The organism is Pseudolysinimonas kribbensis (assembly GCF_030161895.1).
Classification (GTDB): Bacteria; Actinomycetota; Actinomycetes; order Actinomycetales; family Microbacteriaceae; genus Pseudolysinimonas; species Pseudolysinimonas kribbensis.
On sequence record NZ_BSVB01000001.1, the window covers coordinates 2,868,571 to 2,889,278 of the forward strand.

19 protein-coding genes and 7 pseudogenes are annotated in these 20,708 nt (G+C 70.8%); 15 read left to right on the plus strand and 11 right to left on the minus strand.

What is annotated here, in order from left to right; genetic code table 11:
- The first annotated feature begins 45 nt into the window (after positions 1-45).
- The 4 genes and pseudogenes from QQK35_RS15815 to QQK35_RS15830 all read left to right on the plus strand — a co-directional run bounded on the left by QQK35_RS15815 (position 46) and on the right by QQK35_RS15830 (position 3,841).
- Positions 46-1,053 carry a branched-chain amino acid ABC transporter permease gene (locus QQK35_RS15815; protein WP_284255007.1) on the plus strand — a complete coding sequence of 336 codons (1,008 nt, stop codon included), beginning with the start codon at positions 46-48 and terminating at the stop codon, positions 1,051-1,053.
- Positions 1,050-2,249, plus strand: a complete 1,200-nt coding sequence (locus QQK35_RS15820; RefSeq protein WP_284255008.1) for a branched-chain amino acid ABC transporter permease — start codon at positions 1,050-1,052, stop codon at positions 2,247-2,249. Before QQK35_RS15815 ends, QQK35_RS15820 begins: the two co-directional genes overlap by 4 nt.
- A pseudogene (locus tag QQK35_RS15825) lies at positions 2,246-3,088 on the plus strand (ABC transporter ATP-binding protein); the annotation flags it as partial. The gene QQK35_RS15820 and the pseudogene QQK35_RS15825, both read left to right, overlap by 4 nt.
- Before the next feature lie 39 nt (positions 3,089-3,127).
- Positions 3,128-3,841, plus strand: coding sequence for an ABC transporter ATP-binding protein (locus QQK35_RS15830; RefSeq protein ID WP_284255735.1), 714 nt, complete (start codon positions 3,128-3,130; stop codon positions 3,839-3,841).
- Positions 3,842-3,847: 6 nt separating this feature from the next.
- Here QQK35_RS15830 and QQK35_RS15835 read toward each other — a convergent pair whose 3' ends face one another.
- The 6 genes and pseudogenes from QQK35_RS15835 to QQK35_RS15860 form a co-directional block, all read right to left on the minus strand.
- Positions 3,848-4,264 carry a globin gene (locus QQK35_RS15835; RefSeq protein ID WP_284255009.1) on the minus strand — a complete coding sequence of 139 codons (417 nt, stop codon included), beginning with the start codon at positions 4,262-4,264 and terminating at the stop codon, positions 3,848-3,850.
- On the minus strand, positions 4,261-5,271 hold the full coding sequence (locus QQK35_RS15840; RefSeq protein ID WP_284255010.1) for a mechanosensitive ion channel family protein: 1,011 nt from the start codon (positions 5,269-5,271) through the stop codon (positions 4,261-4,263). The genes QQK35_RS15835 and QQK35_RS15840 overlap by 4 nt, the downstream gene beginning before the upstream one ends.
- Positions 5,271-6,131, minus strand: coding sequence for an ABC transporter permease subunit (locus QQK35_RS15845; protein WP_284255011.1), 861 nt, complete (start codon positions 6,129-6,131; stop codon positions 5,271-5,273). Before QQK35_RS15845 ends, QQK35_RS15840 begins: the two co-directional genes overlap by 1 nt.
- Positions 6,128-7,095: pseudogene (locus QQK35_RS15850) on the minus strand (ABC transporter ATP-binding protein). The gene QQK35_RS15845 and the pseudogene QQK35_RS15850 overlap by 4 nt, the downstream one beginning before the upstream one ends.
- Before the next feature lie 37 nt (positions 7,096-7,132).
- Positions 7,133-9,679, minus strand: coding sequence for an aminopeptidase N (pepN, locus tag QQK35_RS15855; protein ID WP_284255012.1), 2,547 nt, complete (start codon positions 9,677-9,679; stop codon positions 7,133-7,135).
- A gap of 52 nt (positions 9,680-9,731) precedes the next feature.
- Positions 9,732-10,418 (minus strand): hypothetical protein, encoded by a 687-nt coding sequence (locus QQK35_RS15860; protein ID WP_284255013.1) that lies wholly within the window; start codon positions 10,416-10,418, stop codon positions 9,732-9,734.
- Between the two features lie 91 nt (positions 10,419-10,509).
- On the opposite strand from QQK35_RS15860, the gene QQK35_RS15865 reads away from it, so the two are divergent.
- From QQK35_RS15865 to QQK35_RS15880, 4 genes and pseudogenes are all read left to right on the plus strand, one after another.
- Positions 10,510-11,103: a hypothetical protein gene (locus QQK35_RS15865; protein ID WP_284255014.1), complete on the plus strand. Its 594-nt coding sequence runs from the start codon at positions 10,510-10,512 to the stop codon at positions 11,101-11,103.
- 34 nt (positions 11,104-11,137) lie between these two features.
- Positions 11,138-11,628: pseudogene (locus tag QQK35_RS15870) on the plus strand (ribose-5-phosphate isomerase).
- Between the two features lie 25 nt (positions 11,629-11,653).
- A pseudogene (locus QQK35_RS15875) lies at positions 11,654-12,627 on the plus strand (Fpg/Nei family DNA glycosylase).
- An 18-nt stretch (positions 12,628-12,645) separates the two neighbouring features.
- Positions 12,646-13,254 (plus strand): annotated as a pseudogene (locus QQK35_RS15880) (FMN-binding negative transcriptional regulator); the annotation flags it as partial.
- A gap of 14 nt (positions 13,255-13,268) precedes the next feature.
- Here the strand turns inward: QQK35_RS15880 and QQK35_RS15885 are convergent.
- Complete coding sequence (locus QQK35_RS15885; protein WP_284255015.1) at positions 13,269-13,754, minus strand: Dps family protein; 486 nt, start codon at positions 13,752-13,754, stop codon at positions 13,269-13,271.
- Between the two features lie 163 nt (positions 13,755-13,917).
- On the opposite strand from QQK35_RS15885, the pseudogene QQK35_RS20600 reads away from it, so the two are divergent.
- The 6 genes and pseudogenes from QQK35_RS20600 to QQK35_RS15910 form a co-directional block, all read left to right on the plus strand.
- Positions 13,918-14,411 (plus strand): annotated as a pseudogene (locus QQK35_RS20600) (multicopper oxidase domain-containing protein); the annotation flags it as partial.
- Positions 14,412-14,504: 93 nt separating this feature from the next.
- Complete coding sequence (locus QQK35_RS15890) at positions 14,505-14,825, plus strand: cupredoxin domain-containing protein (RefSeq protein WP_284255016.1); 321 nt, start codon at positions 14,505-14,507, stop codon at positions 14,823-14,825.
- On the plus strand, positions 14,822-15,436 hold the full coding sequence (locus QQK35_RS15895) for a multicopper oxidase domain-containing protein (protein WP_284255017.1): 615 nt from the start codon (positions 14,822-14,824) through the stop codon (positions 15,434-15,436). The genes QQK35_RS15890 and QQK35_RS15895 overlap by 4 nt, the downstream gene beginning before the upstream one ends.
- Before the next feature lie 40 nt (positions 15,437-15,476).
- Positions 15,477-16,318 (plus strand): annotated as a pseudogene (locus tag QQK35_RS15900) (sensor domain-containing protein).
- On the plus strand, positions 16,252-16,785 hold the full coding sequence (locus tag QQK35_RS15905) for a sensor histidine kinase (protein WP_284255018.1): 534 nt from the start codon (positions 16,252-16,254) through the stop codon (positions 16,783-16,785). Before QQK35_RS15900 ends, QQK35_RS15905 begins: the two are co-directional and overlap by 67 nt.
- Positions 16,786-16,833: 48 nt before the next feature.
- Positions 16,834-17,478: a response regulator transcription factor gene (locus QQK35_RS15910; RefSeq protein WP_284255736.1), complete on the plus strand. Its 645-nt coding sequence runs from the start codon at positions 16,834-16,836 to the stop codon at positions 17,476-17,478.
- Between the two features lie 18 nt (positions 17,479-17,496).
- Here QQK35_RS15910 and QQK35_RS15915 read toward each other — a convergent pair whose 3' ends face one another.
- A complete protein-coding gene (locus QQK35_RS15915; RefSeq protein WP_284255019.1) occupies positions 17,497-17,931 on the minus strand; it encodes an SRPBCC family protein in 435 nt (144 codons plus the stop codon).
- Positions 17,932-18,007: 76 nt separating this feature from the next.
- Here QQK35_RS15915 and QQK35_RS15920 point away from each other — a divergent pair, with 76 nt between their 5' ends.
- Positions 18,008-18,421 (plus strand): nitroreductase/quinone reductase family protein, encoded by a 414-nt coding sequence (locus QQK35_RS15920; RefSeq protein ID WP_284255020.1) that lies wholly within the window; start codon positions 18,008-18,010, stop codon positions 18,419-18,421.
- A 12-nt stretch (positions 18,422-18,433) separates the two neighbouring features.
- Here QQK35_RS15920 and QQK35_RS15925 read toward each other — a convergent pair whose 3' ends face one another.
- The 3 genes from QQK35_RS15925 to QQK35_RS15935 are packed head-to-tail and all read right to left on the minus strand — an operon-like array spanning position 18,434 to position 20,364.
- On the minus strand, positions 18,434-19,516 hold the full coding sequence (locus tag QQK35_RS15925; protein WP_284255021.1) for a hypothetical protein: 1,083 nt from the start codon (positions 19,514-19,516) through the stop codon (positions 18,434-18,436).
- 6 nt (positions 19,517-19,522) lie between these two features.
- Positions 19,523-19,948, minus strand: coding sequence for a hypothetical protein (locus QQK35_RS15930; protein WP_284255022.1), 426 nt, complete (start codon positions 19,946-19,948; stop codon positions 19,523-19,525).
- On the minus strand, positions 19,945-20,364 hold the full coding sequence (locus tag QQK35_RS15935; RefSeq protein ID WP_284255023.1) for a hypothetical protein: 420 nt from the start codon (positions 20,362-20,364) through the stop codon (positions 19,945-19,947). Before QQK35_RS15935 ends, QQK35_RS15930 begins: the two co-directional genes overlap by 4 nt.
- Positions 20,365-20,708 lie beyond the last annotated feature (344 nt).

Sequence of the window (20,708 nt, forward strand, 5' to 3'; positions counted from 1 at the left end):
GGGCATCCGTGCCCGCCCCGTACGTCTCGACCAGCGAGGACCCCTGTGCTCGATCTCGTCCTCCAGGCCGTCCCCATGGACGACTCCTGGATCAACTTCGACGTCCAATCCTTCATCCAGGGCTTCTGGAGCAACACCTTCGGCGGCCTGACCTACGGGGCCGTCTATGGCCTCATCGCCCTCGGCTACACCCTCGTGTACGGCGTGCTGAACCTCATCAACTTCGCGCACTCCGAGGTCTTCATCTCCGGCGTCTACGCCGTGGTCTTCACGCTCACCGGACTGGGGTTCAACGGCGATACCCCGAATCTGCCCCTCCCTGCGCTCATCGGCGATCTGCTGCTGGCGCTGCTCGCGGGCATGGCGGCCTCGGCGATCGTGGCGTTCATCGTCGAACGCGCGGCCTATCGCACCCTGCGCAAGCGCAATCCACCACGCCTGGTCTACCTGATCACCGCGATCGGCGTCTCGTTCACGATCCAGGGGCTGTTCTTCCTCTGGCGCGGCGCGCAGCCGGAGCCCAGCGTCATCCTGATCCCCACGGTGCAGGTCTTCGACGTCTTCGGCGGGATCGTCTACAACTACGAGATCGTCATCCTCGTCGCAGCGATCGTCACGATGGTCGTCGTCGACCAGTTCATCCGGCGCTCGCGCATCGGGCGCGGCATCCGAGCGGTGGCCCAGGATCCGGATACGGCGACCCTCATGGGCGTGAACCGCGAGCGCATCATCGTCATCACGTTCATCATCGGTGGCCTCGTCGCCGGCGTCGGCGCGATCTTCTGGATCATGCTCGTGCCGCAGGGTGCGCAGTACAACGGCGGATTCGTGCTCGGCGTGAAGGCGTTCGCCGCGGCCGTCCTCGGCGGCATCGGAAACGTCCGCGGTGCGCTGCTCGGCGGACTGCTGATCGGCCTGATCGGCAACTACGGCCAGACGCTGCTGGGCGCGGCCGAATGGTCGGATGTCGTCGCCTTCGTCGTGCTGGTGGTCGTGCTCGTCGTGCGGCCCACCGGCCTCCTCGGACAGTCCATGGGAAGGAGCCGCGCATGAGCACGGTCAACGGTCCCACCCTGCAACCCGACCCCCAGGCGGAGCAGGACGAGCTCGGTCGCGAAGCGAAGGGACGCGGCGTCGCCAACTCGGGTGCCATCTCGCGGTGGAACAGCCTGAGCCGCCCGGCGCAGTGGGGCGTCCTGCTGCCGATCGTCATCCTCGCCTACGCGGCGCCGGCGCTGAACCTCCCGATCATCTCCACCGAGACCGCCGGCGGCGGCGGCACCAACTGGGACATCAACCTGTTCCAGATGTCGTATTACGCCCTCATCGCGATCGGCCTGAACGTGGTGGTCGGCTACGCCGGACTGCTCGACCTCGGCTACGTGGCGTTCTTCGCGGTCGGGTCGTACGTCGCCGCGATGTTCACGAGCCCGGACTCGCCATTCTTCAAGATCCCGTTCCTGTGGACCCTGCCGCTCGCGATGGCGGTGACCATGTTCTTCGGTGTGCTCCTGGGTGTGCCGACGCTGCGGCTCCGCGGCGACTATCTCGCGATCGTGACGCTCGGCTTCGGAGAGATCATCCGCCTGCTCGCCACGATCATCCCCGCCGTCCGCGGTCAGGTGGGCTTCCAGAACGTCGGTCGGCCACCGGGCACGATCACCGGATCCAACGGGCTCCAGCAACCATTGTTCTCCGCCTCGAACGGCGCGCCATGGTACTGGCTGACGATCACGATCATCATCGTCGTGCTCCTGCTGGTCGGGAACATGGAGCGCTCCCGGGTCGGCCGCGCCTGGGTCGCGATCCGGGAGGACGAGGACGCCGCCGAGATCATGGGCGTGCCCGTGTTCAAGTTCAAGGTGTGGGCATTCGCGATCGGTGCGGCCGTCGGCGGTCTGACCGGCGCGCTGGCCGGCGGCCAGGTCGGGTTCGTCAACAACCAGAGCTTCACCGTGCAGCAGTCGATCCTGTTCCTCGCCGCGGTCGTGCTCGGCGGCGCGGGCAACAAGGTCGGCGCCATCATCGGCGGGGCGCTCGTGGCGTACATCCCGAACCGCTTCATCGCGATCGCGGAGTTCAAGTACCTGATCTTCGGCGCCGCGCTGGTGGTGCTGATGATCTTCCGCTCGGGTGGCATCCTGGCCGCGCGGCAGAAGCTGCTCGCCTATTCGCGGCGCGCGTACGCGTTCCTGCGGGAACCCGCCGGATCGGCGAGCGATCGGCAGCGGAGCGGGGCACGGCGATGACCGATCGCGACGGCGCCGCGGCCCCCGAGGGCCCGGTCGACCCTGCACCGGACGCGGAGGTTCCCGAGGAGATCGCAGAGGCGGCGGCTCCCGAACGGGAGATCGGCACCGCAGTGGGCGAAGCCCTCCTCGAGGTGCGCAACCTCACCGTGAAGTTCGGCGGACTCGTCGCCCTCGACGACCTCTCGTTCGTCATCCGCCGTGGCGAGATCCTGGGGCTCATCGGTCCGAACGGCGCGGGCAAGACCACCGCGTTCAACGCGATGACGGGCGTCTACCGGCCCTCGAGCGGTCAGGTGCTGCTGGACGGCGTCTCGCTCGTCGGCAAGGTGCGCCACCGGATCACCCGGCTCGGGTTGGCGCGCACCTTCCAGAACATCCGGCTGTTCGGCGAGATGACCGCGCTCGAGAACGTCGTCGTCGGGCTCGACGCCCGGCACAAGACGAGCGTGGTGGGCGCGCTACTGCGCCTGCCGCGGCACTGGCGCGAGGAGCGCACCGCGGTCGAGCGCGCGCAGGCGCTGCTGGACTTCGTCGGGATCGGGCGGGATGCCGGCACGCTCGCGCGCAACCTCCCGTACGGCGACCAGCGGCGCCTCGAGATCGCGCGCGCTCTGGCGACCGACCCGAAGGTGCTGTGCCTGGACGAGCCGGCGGCGGGCTTCAATCCGGCGGAGAAGGAGGAGCTCATGGAGCTCATCCGCCGCATCCGCGACGACGGGTACACGGTGCTGCTCATCGAGCACGACATGAAGCTCGTCATGGGCCTGACCGACCGGATCGTCGTGCTCGAGTTCGGCAAGAAGCTCGCCGACGGCCTGCCGGCGGAGATCCGCGAGGACCCGAAGGTGATCGCCGCCTACCTGGGGAGCCCGAAGATGACGTTGCTTGAGCTCCAGGGCCTGAAGGTGCGCTACGGGCGCATCGAGGCGATCCACGACATGTCGATCACGGTCGAGAAGGGCGAGATCGTGAGCCTCATCGGCGCCAACGGCGCCGGGAAGACCACGACGATGCGCACCGTCTCGGGCCTGCTGACGCCGTCCGCCGGTCGGATCCTGTTCGAGGACGAGGACATCACGCGGCTCGCGGCGCACAAGCGCGTCGCACGAGGCATCTCGCAGGCTCCGGAGGGGCGCGGGGTGTTCCCGGGCATGACCGTGGCGGAGAACCTCGACATGGGCACCTTCGGGCGCCGTGAGCGCAGCGGCGTCGCCGACGATCTCGAGCGGGTGTACTCGCTGTTCCCGCGCCTGCTGGAGCGGCGGACCCAGATGGGCGGCACGATGTCCGGCGGCGAGCAGCAGATGCTGGCCATCGGCCGCGCGCTCATGTCGAGCCCGCGCCTGCTGCTGCTCGACGAGCCCTCGATGGGGCTCGCGCCGCAGTTCATCCGGCAGATCTTCTCGATCATCACCGAGATCGCCAAGCAGGGCACGACGATCCTGCTCGTCGAGCAGAACGCGAACCAGGCCCTCGCCCGAGCGGATCGCGCCTACGTGCTCGAGACCGGGTCGATCACCAAGACGGGTACCGGCCGCGAGCTCATGGCCGACCCGTCGATCAAGGAGGCGTATCTCGGCGTCGCCTGAGGCGCGCTAGGCGCGGTTCACCATCGCGTGGGCGGCGCGCTCGAGGTAGTCCCACAGCATCGCCTCGTGCAGGGGCGACAGCTCGAGCGCGTCGAGGGCCGCCCTCATGTGCGCCAGCCAGCGGTCGCGCGCGAGCGGCGTCACGGGGAACGCCGCGTGCCGCATCCGCAGCCGCGGATGCCCGCGCTGCTCGCTGTACGTGCCGGGGCCGCCCCAGTACTGCTCGAGGAAACCGGTGAGCCGCTGGATCGCGCCCTCGAGGTCATGCTCCGGATACATCGGCCACAGCACGTCGTCGTCGCGGACGCCCGCGTAGAACGCGCGCACGAGCTTCTCGAACGTCCCCCGCCCGCCGACGGCGGCCCAGAAGGAACCGCCGACGGGATCGCCGTCCTGTCCCATGCGCAGGGTGAGGTCGCTCATCCGGCTCGCCCGCCGTTCGAGGAGCTCGGCTTCGCGGGGGCTCCGGCCGGTGATGTCGTCGGCGGCTTCGGCGCGGGCCGGCCGCCCGGCAGCTGGCCGCCCGGCGTCGGACGCAGCGCGATCGAGTTGAGCGGCGGCAGCGTGACGCCGAGCTCGTCGATCGCGATCTTGAGCCGCGGCCGCAGCGCCCGCGCGACCTGATCCTTGGTGCCCGAGCGCACCTTCACGACGAGCCGGATGACGATCGCCTCCGCGGAGACGGACTCGATGCCCCAGATCTCGGGCTTCTCGATCACGAGACGCTTCCACTTGGACTCGCCCGCGAACGCGGTCGCGGCCTCCAGCAGCTTCTGCTGCACGAGCTCGACGTCCGAGTCGTAGGGCACCGCGAGGTCGATGATGACGCGGGCCCAGCCCTGGGAGAGGTTGCCGACGCGCAGGATCTCGCCGTTGCGCACGTACCAGAGGGTGCCGTTGACGTCGCGCACCTGGGTGATCCGGATGCCGACCTGCTCGACCACGCCGGTCGCGAATCCGGTGTCGATCACGTCGCCCACGCCGAGCTGATCCTCGGCGACCATGAACAGCCCGTTGAGCACGTCCTTGACGATGTTCTGCGCGCCGAAGCCGAGCCCGGCGCCGAGGGCCGCGGTTATGAGGCTGAACGCGCCGGCCGCCTGCGGTGCGGCGACCGAGACGATCCACACCACCGCGACGATGACGACGAGCGTCGTGACGATGCTCGACAGCACGCCGCCGAGGGCCCGGCTGCGCTGCACGACGCGCATGGCCGCGAGCGGCGAGGCCGCGATGGCCGTCGTGTCGTCGACGCCGGCCTTCTTCTTCGCACCCGAGATGACCCGCTCGACGAAGCGCCGGATGACGAAGTGCAGCACCAGCCGTGCCACGATCGCGAGCACGACGATGAGGGCGACCTGCACGGGGCGGCCCCAGGCCGAGGTGAAGAACACCCCGACCTGCTCCCAGAACGCGCTCCAGCCGCCCATCAGGCGTCTCGGCGTCGCACCAGCACGATCGCGACCGCGCCGAGCACCACGATCCACGCGAGGAGCACGAGCAGCCCCTGCCAGGGCTCCAGGAGGATCGCGCCTGGCTGTACCTGCCGCGTCACGTCGTCCAGGCCGGATGCCGGATAGGCGTACATCCGGGAGCCCGCGGTGGAGGGCAGGAACTCGCCCACGTTCTGCAGCCAGGTGACCTTCGCCAGCGCCGCGACGAGGCTCGCGATATTCGGCAGCACGAGGATGAGCCCCACCATGGTCGCGATGGCACCCGCGGTGTTCCGGATGATCGCGCCGATCGCGAGGGCCATCAGGCCGATGAGCGCGAGGTACCCGGCATCGCCGAGCAGGGCGAGCCAGAAGGCGCCGTCGAGTTCGACGTCGAGCCCACGGCCGGCGGCCTGGGCGAGCACGATCAGGGTCGAGAGGGCGACCGAGACCACGGCGACCACGAAGACCGCGAGGGTCAGCACGATCGCCTTCGCCGCCAGAGCGGGGGTCCGTTTCGGCACCGCCGTGAACGTCGAGCGGATCATCCCGGTGCCGAATTCCCCGGTGATCGTCAGCGCTCCGATGACGGCGGCGACGAGCGACGTGAAGCCGCTGCCGACCGTGATCGCGCTCACGATGAACGACAGGAGCGACGTGCCCGACGGCAGCTGATCGGCCGGCAGGACCGCGAGGAGCAGCGGCGAGAGGGCGACGTTCAGCACGACGATGATCACCGCGCACCAGAACGTGGAGCGCAGGCTGCGCAGCTTGATCCATTCGGAGCGCAGCACGCCGCCGAAGGTGACGCCGTGCGACCCCTGCAGACTCGGCGCGGCGGGAGCGGCGGCGCTCATCGCGGGCCTCCTGTCGAGATCGGGGCCCCGGTGGGCGGGGGCGGTGCGGGCATCTCCGGCGCGCTGCCGGAGACGTACTCGGTCTCGCCCTGCGTGAGCTCCATGTAGGCCTGCTCGAGCGATCCGGCGACCGGGGTGAGCTCGTGCAGCACGAGCCGGTCCTGGGCGGCGAGCTCGCCGATCCGGGGGCGGCCATCCCGGTCACGAGCAGCGCGCCGTCGGCGGCGGTCGTCACCGTCGCGCCCGCCGCGGTCAGCGCCGCGCCGAGCTCGGCCGGCTGCGGCGAGCGCACCGTCACGGCGCCGCCCGTGGACTGCGCGATGATGTCGCCCACGGGGGCGTCCGCGATGATCCGGCCGCGGCCGAGCACGATGATGTGGTCGGCGGTCTGCGCCATCTCGCTCATGAGGTGCGAGGAGAGGAAGACGGTGCGGCCTTCCCCGGCCAGATGCCGGGCGAGGGTGCGCACCCACACGACGCCCTCGGGGTCGAGGCCGTTCACCGGCTCGTCGAGGATGAGCGTCTGCGGGTCGCCGAGGAGCGCGGCGGCGATGCCGAGCCGCTGGCCCATGCCGAGCGAGAAGCCGCCGACCCGGCGGCGCGCGACGCTCTGCAGCCCGGTGAGCGCGATGACCTCGTCGACCCGCCCCGCGCCGATCCCGTGCGTCGCCGCCATCGCGCGCAGGTGCTCGCGCGCGGTGCGTCCGCTGTGCACGGCCTTGGCATCCAGCAGCACGCCCACTCGCCGCAGCGGGTCGCGCAGCTGCCGATAGGGCACGCCGTCGACGCGTGCTTCGCCGGAGGTGGGCCGGTCGAGGCCCACGATCATGCGCATGGTCGTCGACTTGCCGGCGCCGTTCGGCCCGAGGAATCCCGTCACGAGCCCGGGGCGCACCGTGAAGTCGACGTGGTCGACCGCGGTGGTGGCGCCGAAGGTCTTCGTGAGCTGGTGGACTTCGATCACCCTCCGACCCTAACGATCGGGGGCTGGATGCCGGCCCCTACCCCCGGGCGTCGCGCTTCTGCGCGAGCAGCGCACGCTGCACGGTGGCCAGGTTCTCGACGATGAGCCGACGCAGCGCCGGGATCTCATCGTTCTCGCTCAGCCACTCCTCGGTCGCGTCGACGAGCGCCTGCGATGCGAGCGGCGCGGGGTAGAAGCCGTCGACGATGTACTCCGCGATCTTGTAGGTGCGGTTGCGCCACACGCCCTCGAGCATCTCGAAGTAGGGCGCGACGAGCGATTCGAGCGCCACGGGGTCGTTCACGTGCTGGTAGCCCAGCCCCATGTTGCGCAGGATCGTGTTCGGGATCGAGCCGTCGCGCGATCCGGTCTCGAAGGCTCTGCGCTTCGCGGCGGCGGTCGGGATGGCGGCCCGTACGCGCGCGGCGGCCTGCTGCCCGTTGGCCGTGTTGTCGCTCTCCAGTCGCGCGGCGATCTCCTCCTCGCCGGCCCCGCCCGCGAGCACGAGGCCCTCGAGCAGCTCCCAGCCGAGGTCGTCGTCGATCTCGAGCCCCGGCAGGGCCGTCGAGCCGTCGAGCAGGCCGCGGAGGCTGCCGGCGTGGGCCGCGCTCGACGCGGCGTTGGCGAAGAACTTGACGAACTGGAACTGCGCGTCCGACCCTGCCTCGGCGCCCTGCGCGAGCGCCCACAGGGCGTCGCCGATGCGATCGATCGTCGCCGGGCGCTTGGCCGGGGCCACGTAGATCCGGGCGGCCGTGAGCAGCTGGGTCAGGGTGAGGCGCAGCGTCGTCGACTCGGTCTCGGGCGCGATGTGCGCGAGCACCAGGTCGACGTAGGCGCTCGCCGGGATCTCGGCGTCGCGGGCGGCATCCCACACCGCTCCCCACACCAGCGCGCGGGCGAGCGGGGACTCGATGTCGGACAGGCGCGCCAGCGCGGTCGCGTGGCTGCGGTCGTCCATGCGGATCTTCGCGTAGGCGAGGTCGTCGTCGTTGAGCAGCACGAGGTCCGGCCGGGCGCGGCCCACCAGATCGGCGACCTCGGTCGATGCCACGGCGTCGAGGTCGAGCTCGAGCCGGTGCGTGCGCACGAGCCTGCCGTCGCGCTCGTCGTAGAACCCGACGGCGAGGCGGTGCGGGCGCAGGTCGGGGTGATCGGCGGGCGCCTCCTGCAGGATGCGGAACGCGGTGATCGTGCCCTCGCCGTCGGTCTCGATCTCGGGACGCAGCGTGTTGACGCCGGCCGTCTCCAGCCAGAGCTTCGCCCACGAGGCGAGGTCGCGGCCGCTCGTGGTCTCGAGCTCGGCCAGCAGGTCGGTCAGCTCGGTGTTGCCGTACTCGTGCTTCGCGAAGTACGCGCCGACGCCCGCGAAGAACGCGTCGATCCCGACCCACGCGGCGAGCTGCTTCAGCACCGACCCGCCCTTGGCGTAGGTGATGCCGTCGAAGTTGACCTGCACGTCCTCGAGGTCGTTGATCGTGGCGACGATGGGGTGGGTCGAGGGCAGCTGATCCTGCCGGTACGCCCAGCTCTTCTCCATGGCCTGGAACGTGGTCCAGGCCTCGGTCCACTCGGTCGCCTCGGCGGTCGCGATGGTCGACGCCCATTCGGCGAACGACTCGTTCAGCCACAGGTCGTTCCACCACTTCATGGTCACGAGGTCGCCGAACCACATGTGCGCGAGCTCGTGCAGGATCGTGACGACCCGACGCTCCTTGATCGCGTCGGTCACCTTCGATCGGAAGACGTAGGTCTCGGTGAAGGTCACCGCGCCGGCGTTCTCCATCGCGCCCGCGTTGAACTCGGGCACCCAGAGCTGGTCGTACTTGGCGAAGGGGTACGGGTAGCCGAACTTCTCCTCGTAGTAGGCGAAGCCCTTCTTGGTGATGTCGAAGATGTAGTCGGCATCCATGTGGGGCGCCAGCGACTTGCGCACGTACACGCCGAGCGGGATCGTGCGGCCGCTGGAGCTCGTCAGCTCATCGTGCATCGATGCGTACGGCCCGGCGACGATCGCGGTGATGTAGCTCGAGATGCGCGGCGTCGGCTCGAACTCCCAGGTGGCGGCGCCGTCACCCGCGGGGGTCGGATCCGGGGTGGGGGAGTTGGACACGACGGTCCAGTTCTCGGGGGCGGTGATCGTGAACCGGAACGTCGCCTTGAGGTCCGGCTGCTCGAAGACCGCGTACACGCGGCGGCTGTCGGGGACCTCGAACTGGCTGTAGAGGTAGACCTCGCCGTCGACGGGATCGACGAAGCGGTGCAGGCCCTCGCCCGTGTTCGTGTAGAGGAAGTCGGCGTCGACGACGAGCTCGTTGTGCTCCTGCAGGCCGTCGAGGCGGATGCGCACTCCGTCGGCGGCATCCACGTCGATCGGGGCGCCGTTCAGGCGGATCGAGTGCACCGTGCGGGTGATCGCATCGAGGAAGGTCGAGGCTCCGGCGCGGGCCGAGAAGCGCACGGTCGTCGTCGACCGGAACGTCTCGGGGCCCGTCGTGAGGTCCAGGATGACGTCGTAGCTCTCGACGTCGACGAGCGCCTTGCGCTCCTGGGCTTCGACTCGGGTCAGGTTCTCTCCAGGCATCCCCCAGCCTAGGCTTCGCGTTCCCGCCGCTGGATCCTCGAACCCAGAACGCTCAGGTCAGCGCGGGCTCGCGGGTGGCGGTCTCGATGGGCGCGGGCGCCGGATGCGGCGTGCGCCCGAGGAACGCCTCGGCGTCGTCGATGGCCGAGACGAGCATCGCCGCGAGGCGGTCGTCGGCATCGTCGACGCACGCCTGCGCGAGGCCGATCGCGGCCGCCCGCACGATCGCGTCGCAGCCGTGCCGCACGAGCTCGGAGGCCTGCACCTGCCAGACGGCCAGGTGCGCGGCGGCCCAGGCCGCGGCATCCGGCGTCTCGGCCAGAGCGTCCAGGGCGTCGTCGCGTGCGGCCGGCTCGTTGATGCCGTACACCGCGAGCGCCTCGAGGGCGGCGAGCACCGCGACGGCCAGGGCGCGCTGACGGTCCATGCTCGCGACGGGCAGGGCGCTCGTCGCGGCGCGGAGCGAGACGAGCAGTCCGAGCCGGGCGTCGTCGCCGCGCAGCCCGATCACGCGCGGGATGTGCGGCACGAGGTCGCCGCGGCGATCGTCGTGAATGGTGTCGTTGACCGCGCGCGCGAGGGCCGCGAGCGTCGGGTCGGTGCAGCGTGGGTGATCGCTCCAGCGCTCGCCGGCGAGGTACGAGGCGAACTCCATGAAACAGGCGCCCCGCCGGGGCGAACGGTGCCGGCCGGCCGACAGGGTCGGCATCAGGTCGGGGATGTCGGTTCGAGAACTCATGTCGACCTCGCTTCACGCGGTGTGCCTTCGATCATCCTCCCGTCGCCGCGGGCCGACAAGAGTGTCACAGGCGGCTGTTAGCGTCCGGGCCATGCCGAACCTCCCCGAGCAGGACCTCTTCCTCACCGCGGACGGCGCGCTCGCCGCGGTCATCGAGCGGCTCTCGCCCGGGCAGCTCGCCCTCCTGGCGCCGGCCGACTGGACGCGCCGGTTCGAGGACCCGACGCTCGGCCAGATCGTGCTCGTGCACGCGCACGACGAGGCGTTCGTGCCGGAGGTGCTGCGGGGCACGCCGCTCGACGAGATCGGCGATCGCTGGGAGCCCGTGCTCGCCTCCGACGATCCGATCGCCGCGTATCGCAGCGCGCACGCCGCCGCGACGGCGGCCGCATCCGCTCCGCTGGACGGAGCGCGCACCGTGCACTTCAGCTACGGCGACTATCCGCTCGCCGAGGCACTGACCCACCTCGCGATGTACCGCGGTTTCCAGTCGTGGCACATCGCGCGCCTGGCCGGGTTCGACGACACGATGTCGCCGGAACTCGTCGACGGTCTCGACCGCCATGTCATGCCGCACGCCGACGAGTGGCGGCAGTGGGGTGTCTTCCCGCCCGCGATCGAGCCGCCCGCCGGGGCGGACGCGCAGACCCGCCTGCTGTGCGCGGCCGGGTACTGGGCCGCCTGAACGACGTCCCGGCCGTTTCTCTAGGGTGAGGAGCATGCGCATCCACGTCGGAACCGACCACGCCGGCCTCGAGTTCAGTCGCGACCTCCAGCAGCACCTGCGCGACGCCGGGCACGAGGTCATCGACCATGGACCGCAGAGCTTCGACCCGCTCGACGACTACCCGAGCTTCTGCATCAACACCGCGCTCGCGGTCGTCCACGACCAGCGGTCGGGCGTGGACGCGCTCGGCGTGGTGTTCGGCGGCTCCGGCAACGGCGAGCAGATCGCCGCGAACAAGGTGCGGGAGCCCGGGCCGCGCTGGTCTGGAATCACGACACGGCGCTGCTGGCCCGCCAGCACAACGACGCGAACCTCATCGCGATCGGCGCCCGGCAGCACACGGCCGAGGTCGCGCTCGCTCTCGTCGACGCGTTCATCGGCGAGCCGTTCAGCGGCGAGGAGCGGCACGCCCGCCGGATCGCGCAGCTGACCGAGTACGAGCTGACCGGCGGCATCGCGGGTCACGAGATCGACGTCTACTAGATCGACCCCATCCGGAAGAGCCAGCATGCCCGAGGGCCACAGCATCCACCGCATCGCGCGCCAGTTCGCGCGGCACTTCGAGAACGCGCCCGTCGCGGTGAGCTCGCCGCAGGGGCGGTTCGCGGCCGGTGCGGCGCAGCTCGACGGGCATGAGATCGTCGACGCGTTCGCCGTCGGCAAGCAGATGTTCCTGCAGTTCGATCATCAGCTCTTGTTGCGCGTGCATCTCGGGCTCTACGGCGCGTGGGACTTCGCGGGCGACATCACGGTCGACGCCACGACGTTCTCGGCCAACGGCCGGATGGGCCAGACCAACCAGCGCGGCACCGACCTCGCCGGGTACGAGGACTCGCCCTGGTCGATGGGCGCCCCCGCCGCGCCCGGCTGCGGATGAGCGAGCAGGAGAAGCTCGAGGCCCCGGTCGACGGCGACTGGCCGCCGGAGCCGGTGGGCCAGGTGCGCGTGCGGCTGCTCACGCCGACCGCGGTCGCCGACCTGCGCGGCCCGACCGTGTGCGAGGTGGACACCCCGGAGCAGGCGCAGGCGCAGATCGACAAGCTGGGCCCGGATCCCCAGGTCGGCGACCCCGTCGCCAACGAGGAGCGCTTCGTCGCCGGAGTGCGCAAGCGCAACGTCGCGATCGCCCTGCTGCTCATGGATCAGGCCGTCGTCAGCGGGATCGGCAACGTCTACCGCGCGGAGCTGCTGTTCCGGGCGCGGCAGAACCCGTTCACGCCCGGCCGGGAGCTGCCCGAGGAGGTGGTGCGCGCCCTGTGGCACGACTGGGTGCACCTCATGTCCATCGGCGTCGAGACCGGCCAGATGCTCACCATGGACGACCTCAGCCCCGAGGATCTCGCCCGGGCCATGGCCAGTCGCGACGACCGGCACTGGGTGTACCACCGCACGGGCCTGCCCTGCCGGGTGTGCGGCACCCCGATCGCGATGCAGGAGCTGGGCGGCCGCAAGCTCTACTGGTGCCCGGTCGATCAGGCATGATGCTGCCATGAGGCAGACCCCCGCTACGTCACCGCCGACGAGCAGGAGGTCAAGCGCCTGATCCGCGAGAACCCCTGGGCGACGTACGTGTCGTCGACCACGAACGGCATGGTCGCCTCGCACTACCCGACCCTTCTCGACGACGAGGCCGAGGGCATCGTGATCGTCACGCACTTCGGCCGGCCCGACGACGAGCTGCACGAGGTGGGCGAGCGCGAGATGCTCGTCATCGTCCAGGGTCCGCACGGGTACGTCTCGCCCGGGTGGTACGGGCCCGGCGACATCGTGCCGACCTGGAATCACGTCACCGCGCACCTCTACGGCGTGCCCGAAGTCCTCTCCGAGGAGGAGAACTTCCGGGTGCTGACTCGGCTCACCGACCACTTCGAGGGCCGGATGCCGCATCCGCACTCGCTCGCGGAGGATCCGGAGGGCACGCGCCGGCTCGCCCTCGGAACGGTGGGCCTGCGCCTGCGGGTCACCCGCTTCGACGCGCGGCTCAAGCTCAGTCAGAACAAGACGCCCGAGGTGCGCGACACGATCATGGACGGCCTGCGGGATGCCGGCGGTCCCTACGCCCAGCCGGCGCTCGCCGACGAGATGGAGCGCATCGAGCGGGCCGAGTAGCGCCCGCTCGGCGGCTACGCGGCCAGGTGGGCGAAGAGGAACCAGCGGTCCTTGTCGAGCCCGCGCGCGATCTCGATCGCGACATCCTGGCTCACCTGGTCGAGCTCGTTCAGCTCCTCGACCGCCGTGCGCACGGTCACGAGCGCGGCGTCGATCTGCGCGATGACCTGGGCGATCGTCTGGTCGGACTGCTGGAAGCCCTGCTCGAGCGCGGGCGTCGTGGTCTTCGCGGCGACCGTCTGGATGCGCGCGTCGACCGGCAGCCCCAGGGCGACGACCCGCTCCGCGGCGAGGTCGGCGTAGTCCTGCGCGTGCTGGACCACGAGGTCGAGCAGCTCGTGCACGGCCTGGAAGTTGGTGCCGCGCACGTGCCAGTGCGCCTGCTTGCCGTCGACGGCGAGCGCCTGCAGGTCGAGCACCACCGGGCTCAGGAACTGGGCGACGCCGGCGGCCACATCGGCGTCGACACCGGTCAGGGGAACGGACTTCACATCGGTCATGGAATGCCTCCTCGTCGGGTCAACCGTTTCGCAGCCCGCGGGATTCCGCAAGCAAGCTGAGGCTGCCCTTCGCGGCACCCGCGGACCGGTGCGGGGTTGTCCCCACCCCGATCCGGTCGTCGTCCGGATGCCGGGGCCGTCGCCGCCCCGCGAGCCTGGATGCATGCTCCGCCGACCCCGCGCCGTGCTCGCCTCGATCTCCGCTCTCGCCGCCCTGGGCATCGGGGTGGCCGTGCTGCTGGCCGGCTGCGGGTTCGTGAGCGCGCCGGTCTCCACGGTCGGCAGGGTCGACTTCGATCGCCCGCTCGCGATCCCGCCGCTGGCGACCCCGACGATCCGGCCGGACGGCACCAAGGTCTTCGACCTGGAAGCGCGCTCCGGCAGCTCCGCCTTCGGCGTCGGCCACCGCACGCCGACCCTCGGCTACGACGGCTCCTACTTCGGGCCCACCCTGCGCGCCTCGCGCGGCGACCGGGTCGAGGTGCGGTTCCACAACGGGCTCGCCCAGCCCACGACCGTGCACTGGCACGGGATGCATCTGCCGGCCGCCGACGACGGCGGCCCGCACCAGACGGTCGCCCCGGGAGGCGACTGGGACCCCGCTGGAGGATCGACCAGCCCGCCGCGACGCTGTGGTACCACCCGCATCCGCACGGGCAGACCGCCGACCAGGTCGCGCGCGGGCTCGCCGGGTTCTTCCTGCTCGACGACCCCGCCGAACGCGCGCTTCCCCTGCCGCACGAGTACGGCGTGGACGACATCTCGATCGCCGTGCAGTACGTGCGGTTCCAGCCCGACGGCTCGTTCGCGACGGGCGACGACGACTTCACCGGCCGGCTCGGCGACCGGCTGCTCGTGGATGGCACGCTCGGCCCCTACCTCGACGTCACGACCGATGTCGTCCGGCTCCGCCTGCTCGATGCATCCCCGGCGCGCAGCTACCGGTTCGCGTTGGCCGACGACCGGCCGTTCTCGCTCATCGCGAGCGACGGCGGGCTGCTCGCGAAGCCGGTCAGCTCGCGCAGCGTGCAGCTGTCGCCGGGGAGCGCGCCGAGATCCTGGTGCGGATGACGCCCGGCGAGCGGGTCGTGCTGCGCTCCGAGCCGCCGAGGCTCGGCGAGGTGCACGGGATGGGCGGCGCCGCGGACCGCTTCGACGTGCTGCAGCTGCGGGCCGCCGCCACCCTGCGGCATGCCGGCGACATCCCGGCGGCCCTCGTGCCGCTGCCGGCGATCGACACCAGCCGGGTGGCGGGGGAGCGCGTCTTCCACATGGACGGCACCTCCATCAACGACCGCAAGATGGCGATGGACCGCATCGATGCGGTCGTCAGGGTCGGCACGACCGAGATCTGGGATGTCGTCAACGACATGGGCGCCCCGCACAGCTTCCACGTGCACGACGTGCAGTTCCGGGTGCAGTCCATCGACGGTGCGCCGCCGCCGGCCGCGCTCGCCGGCTGGAAGGACACCGTCTACCTGCCGCCGGGGCAGCGGGTCCGGCTCGTGATCGCGTTCCAGGACTACGCCGACGCCGACCACCCGTACATGTTCCACTGCCACCTGCTGCGTCACGAGGACAGCGGGATGATGGGCCAGTTCCTCGTGGTGAGGCCGGGCCAGAAGGTGCCGGCGACATGGAAGCTCGACGATTCAGGAGCCCCCGATGACCACCACCACTGAGACGATGTCGGACATGACCACGCGCGAGGGCGGCGGCGCGATGCGGCGCTACGGACGGCTCTGGAGCGCCGTCCCGCGCGAGCTGCTCTACCTGTTCATCGCCTTCCCGCTCGCGAGCGTCGGCTTCGGCGTCACGCTCGGCCTGCTCAACGGCGGCATCGGCACGATCGTCACCTTCTTCATCGGCGTCATCCTGCTGATCGCGGGGCTCTACGTCGCCCGCGGTTTCGGCACCCTGGAACTCGCGCTGCTGCGCTTCGCGGGGATGCCGGAGATCCCGCGTCCCGACTGGCGCGACCCCGGGCCCGCACGGGGTTCCTCGGATGGCTGCGCTCGGTGCTCGGCAACGGGCACTACTGGCTGCACCTGCTGTGGGCGGCGCTGGTCAACTTCATCGTGTCGACGGTCACGTTCTCGGTGATGGTCTCGTGGGTCGCCACGGCACTCGGCGGGACCAGCTACTGGTTCTGGTCGATCTTCCTGCCGCAGCGCGGACAGGACGTGTATCCGGCGCATTGGCTGCTCACGCACATCGGGCTCCTCCCGGCGGGGGTCGACCCCGAGGCGACCGACAAGGTCGCGTATCTCGTGGTCGGTCTGCTCTTCCTGGTGACCGCTCCGTTCGTGATCCGCGGGCTGGTCTGGGCGCACTGGGGGTGGCTCGGGGGATGCTCGGGGCCTTCCGCAGCGACGGTCTGCGTCAGCAGGTCTCCGACCTCTCGGCGTCGCGCAGCGCGGCCGTCGCCGCGGAGGGCACCGCTCTCCGGCGGCTCGAGCGCGACATCCACGACGGCCCGCAGCAGCGGCTGGTCCGCATGCAGATGGACCTCGCCGCCGCCGACCGACAGCTCGACGCGGACCCGGAGCATGCGCGCCGGCTGATCGGCGAGGCGCTCACGCAGTCGAAGGAGGCGCTCGACGAGCTGCGTGCGCTGTCGCGCGGATTCGCCCCGCCGATCCTGCTCGACCGCGGACTGGTGGCCGCGCTGGAGTCGCTCGCCGCCCGGGGCGCGGTGCCGATCCGGTTCCATTCCAGCGTGCCGGCCGGCACGGAGCTGCCGCAGGAACTGGAGCGCAACGCGTACTTCATCGTCGCGGAGGCCGTCGCCAACGCGGCCAAGCACGCGTCGGCCACTCAGGTCGACCTGACCGTGGCTCTGCGCCGCGTTCCGGAGGCCGACCGGACCTGGCTCGACCTGACGGTCGCCGACGACGGCCGCGGGGGCGCCGCGGTGGAACCCGGTCACGGCCTCGCCAACCTGCGGGAGCGCGTGCTGGGCCTCGGCGGAGCGCTCGACATCACGAGCCCGGCGGGCGGCCCGACCGTGATCGCGGCGCACCTCCCCTAGAGCGGGTCGAGTAGCGCGCGACGCGCTCGGTACGCTCGACGGGTGGGAGTGCGCGTCGTGGTCGCCGACGACTCGGTGCTGCTGCGCGAGGGTCTCGTGCGGGTGCTCGAGGAGGCGGGGCATGAGGTGATCGGCGCGTTCGGCGATGCCCACGCGCTGCTGGGCGCCGTGCCCGAGCTGCATCCCGACCTCGCCGTGCTCGACGTGCGCATGCCGCCCACCTTCCGCGACGAGGGTGTGCGCGCCGCGATCGAGCTCCGGCGGCGGGAGCCCGGCATCGGCATCCTGCTGCTCTCCCAGTACGTGGAGGTCGCCTATGCCCAGGAGTTGCTGGGCGCCGGGCAGGGCCGGGTCGGCTATCTGCTCAAAGACCGCGTGGCCTCGCTCGCCGAGCTCGACGACGCGATCTCGCGCATCGTGGGCGGCGGCACGGTGCTCGACCCGGAGGTCGTGGCGCAGCTCATCGGCCGGCGGCACGATCCGCTCGCCACCCTCACGCCGCGCGAGCGGGAGGTGCTGCAGCTCATGGCCGAGGGGCGCTCGAACGGTGCGATCGCGGAGGCCCTGTTCATCGGGGTCGGCGCGGTCGAGAAGAACGTGACCTCGATCTTCGGCAAGCTCGCCTTCGAGGACTCGGGCACCGACCACCGCCGCGTGCTCGCCGTGCTCGCCTGGCTGCAGGCGGCCGCCTGAGCTCTGCGGCCCGGCTGCCTAGGCCTGCTCGGCGATCGCGCGTGCGAGGCCGGGCAGCTGCGCGAGCGCGTCCTGCAACGCCTTCTGGAGCGGCCCGTCCATGAGCCGGAGCAGGCCGTGGGTCGGCGCGTCGAGCACGACCGTGACCCGCGAGCTCTCGCCCTCGTCGTCGACCCGCACGGTCGCGGTCATCCGGATGGGCGTGGCGGCGATGCGCATCGTCATCCCGGTCGGCGGGTCGACCCGCACGATCGTCAGGCGCCCGGATCGCAGGCTGCCGCCCACGTCGACCGCCGCCTCGTACTCGGCGCCCACCGTGCCCGCCGCTCCCGCCAGCAGCTCGACGCGCTGCACGGCGGGGATCCACGCGGTGATGTGATCGAGGTCGGTCAGGAATGCGTAGACCACCGGCCCCGGTCGGGGGACGGTGATCCGGTTCTCGGCGTACGCCATGGCACGACGGTATCGGGCCGGGGAGTCCGCTGAGAGGCCCGTGACGTCCGTTCGCGCGCACGCCACCCTGAGGGGCATGAGCGCGCAGGACGCGAATACGAAGGTGATCGAGCAGTTCCGCGCGGGCGGCGAGGTCGAGGGCATGCACCGCGACCGGCTGCTCCTGCTCACGACGACGGGACGGCGCAGCGGCGCACCGCGCACGACGCCGATGATGCGGCTGCACGTGCGCGGCACGAGCTACGTGGTCGCCTCGGCCAACGGCGCGGCCGATGACCCCGCCTGGCTGCGCGACCTCGAGGCGGACCCGCACGCGCACGTCGAGGAGGACGAGCGCGAGTACGACGCCACCGCCCGTGTGCTGCGCGGATCGGCGCGGTCGGCCGCGTGGTCGGCGATCGTGGAGCAGGCGCCCTTCTTCGCCGAGCACCAGGACCGGGTCGACCGCGAGATCCCGGTCGTCGAGCTCATCAACCGGAGCGGAGTCTGACAGAGGCCCGCGTCAGCAGTCCGGCTTCCCGTTTTCCACCCGGCAGAACTCGAGCGACCAGTTGTACTCGAGCGTCGAGAGGCTGCCGGCGCCCTCGGTCCTGCAGCTCATGGTGCCGCTGATCTCCAGCCGTTTTTTGGACTTGTCGAAGATGTCCGCGGTGGAGGGCATGCGCCCGCCAGAGACCTTCGGGCTCTGACAGCCGTCCATCGTCGGCGCAACGGGCGGGTCGGCGGGCTGCAGCTTCATCGTCCCGCAGTCCTTCCAGAGGCCGTAGATGTTGGGGACCTCGTCGGCGAGATACACGTGGCGCGCCTTCGGGATCGTCGCATCGAGTGTCGAGTTGTAGTCGCGCACGCCGCAGTCGGAGCTCTTCTTCGGGGGCGTACTGAGACCGCCGCTGCCGACGCACTCGGCGCTGATGTCTTGGACGTGACGAATGGGCTGCTCGCCGGACGAGGGCGAGACCTTCTCGGTCTTGTACGACACGGGAAGCCTGAACATGAACACCCCGTTGCCGCGGCCCGCGTCACGCAGCTGGAAGTCCTCGCCGCGAGCACCGAAGGTGACCGCCTCACCGGCGCCGACGCCCGTCCGATTGCTGAGGAGCTGCGCCGAGACATCGACGGTATCGGATGCGAAGGTCGCCGTTCCCTTGACGGAGCCCACGACCGTCATGTCCGGCCCGCATCCCGTGTACAGGACGTTGCCCGCGGCGCGCTCGGTCACCTCGCCCACGGCGGTGACCTGGAAGTCCGCATGGAGCTCCCAGTCGCGCACCGGCACCGGATACCGGAAGGTGATGAACTTCGACCGCGCGATCAGCTGCGGGATGAAGTTGAGGCCGAAGGTGCCCGCGGCGTCCGCCGCATCCCACGGCACCGACAGGATGTCGCCGAAGAAGTCCGAGCTCGCGAGATCGTTCAGGGCGCGGATGGTGACGGTCGTGTCGTCCGGGGTCGCCTGCGGGGAGGCGGTCGACCTGCGGTGCGCCCGACAGCTTGAAGGAGACCCTCCCGTCCTTGTCGGTCTGGTCGCTGTCCACCTTCTTGCTCTTGCCGGTCCCGTCGCCGATCCGGAGTATCGACGGGTCATCGGTCGTCAGCCGGACGTCCATGTCCGACGGAGGTTTGGGCGACGTGCCTGGTAGCTCGATCCCCGCGAAGCCCAGGAGCAGGTTGAGGCACGCGCGGGCGGTTTCCCACTTGCCGGCGTCGAACGTGTAGGTGATGTTGAGGTCGCGCACCTCCCCGGGGTGCGTCTCCTTCGTGCGCACGAGGGGGCGTTCGGCATGTCGAAGCTCGCCCGAAGCGACGTGGCCTTGGCGTAGAGCGACGCGGCCGCAAGCAGCACTCGTGCGATGCCGATGAAGCGACCCCCGGTGAAGATCTTCTGCTCATTGTTCCCCGCCGCTTCCTTGGCCGCGTCGGAGAAGTGCTCGACGAGCCCGTCGAAGACGAACTGCGAGTGCGTCTTCTGGGTCTGGTCGAGGATCCGGGTGCCCCAGGGGTTCTTGTCGTAGCTCACGCAATCGCGATGGGCGGTCCGGGGGCGCTGTACGCGGCCGGGTCGATCACGGCGGCTCCCGCATCCGGAACGGTCCGATAGCCCGAGGTCGCCACGTCTCCCCTCCTGCTGCTCGCGACCTCGACCTCGACCGCCAGCCGGCGCATGACCAGCTCCGTCTGCGCCCAGTCGAGCACGGCGTCCGCGACGGGAACCTGCTTGGCTCCCGAGACGAGACCCGGACCCATCGCCTGGTACACCACGCCGAAGTCGTGGTCGGCAGGGGAGTACAGCGCCTTGTAGAGCAGGTTCGCGAGGTCGTTCTTCGACAGCTGGAACGTCGTGCTCCAGGAGTCGGCGAGGTCCGTGAGGCGGATGCCGCCGGGGAGGCCGAGAGCATCGAGTGCAGGCGCAGCTCGGCGTCGCTGGTGAGCCATCCTGAGCCGGTGTCGCCGTGCAGGGAGACCGGCTTGCCGTCGGCTCCCGCCACCGCGATGCCGGCGGTCACGAGCAGCGACTCCCACGCGGCGACCGCCGTCTTGCCGCCCCTCCGGGTCTCGGCCGCGAGCTTGTCGACGGCGGCAGCCTGAGCCTTCGTCGCGGCCTGGGCGCCGGTGAAGGCCGCCGAGTAGACGCCGAGCGCACGGTTGTATGCCTGCATCGCGGCCGGCGTCTGATCGGTCGGGACCTGCGGGTAGGGCGGCAGGTGAGGCGACTCGGGCATCGGAACGGGCGCGGGAAGCGCTCCCGCGTAGAGGGAGGTGTCGGCGGCGGCGCCGGC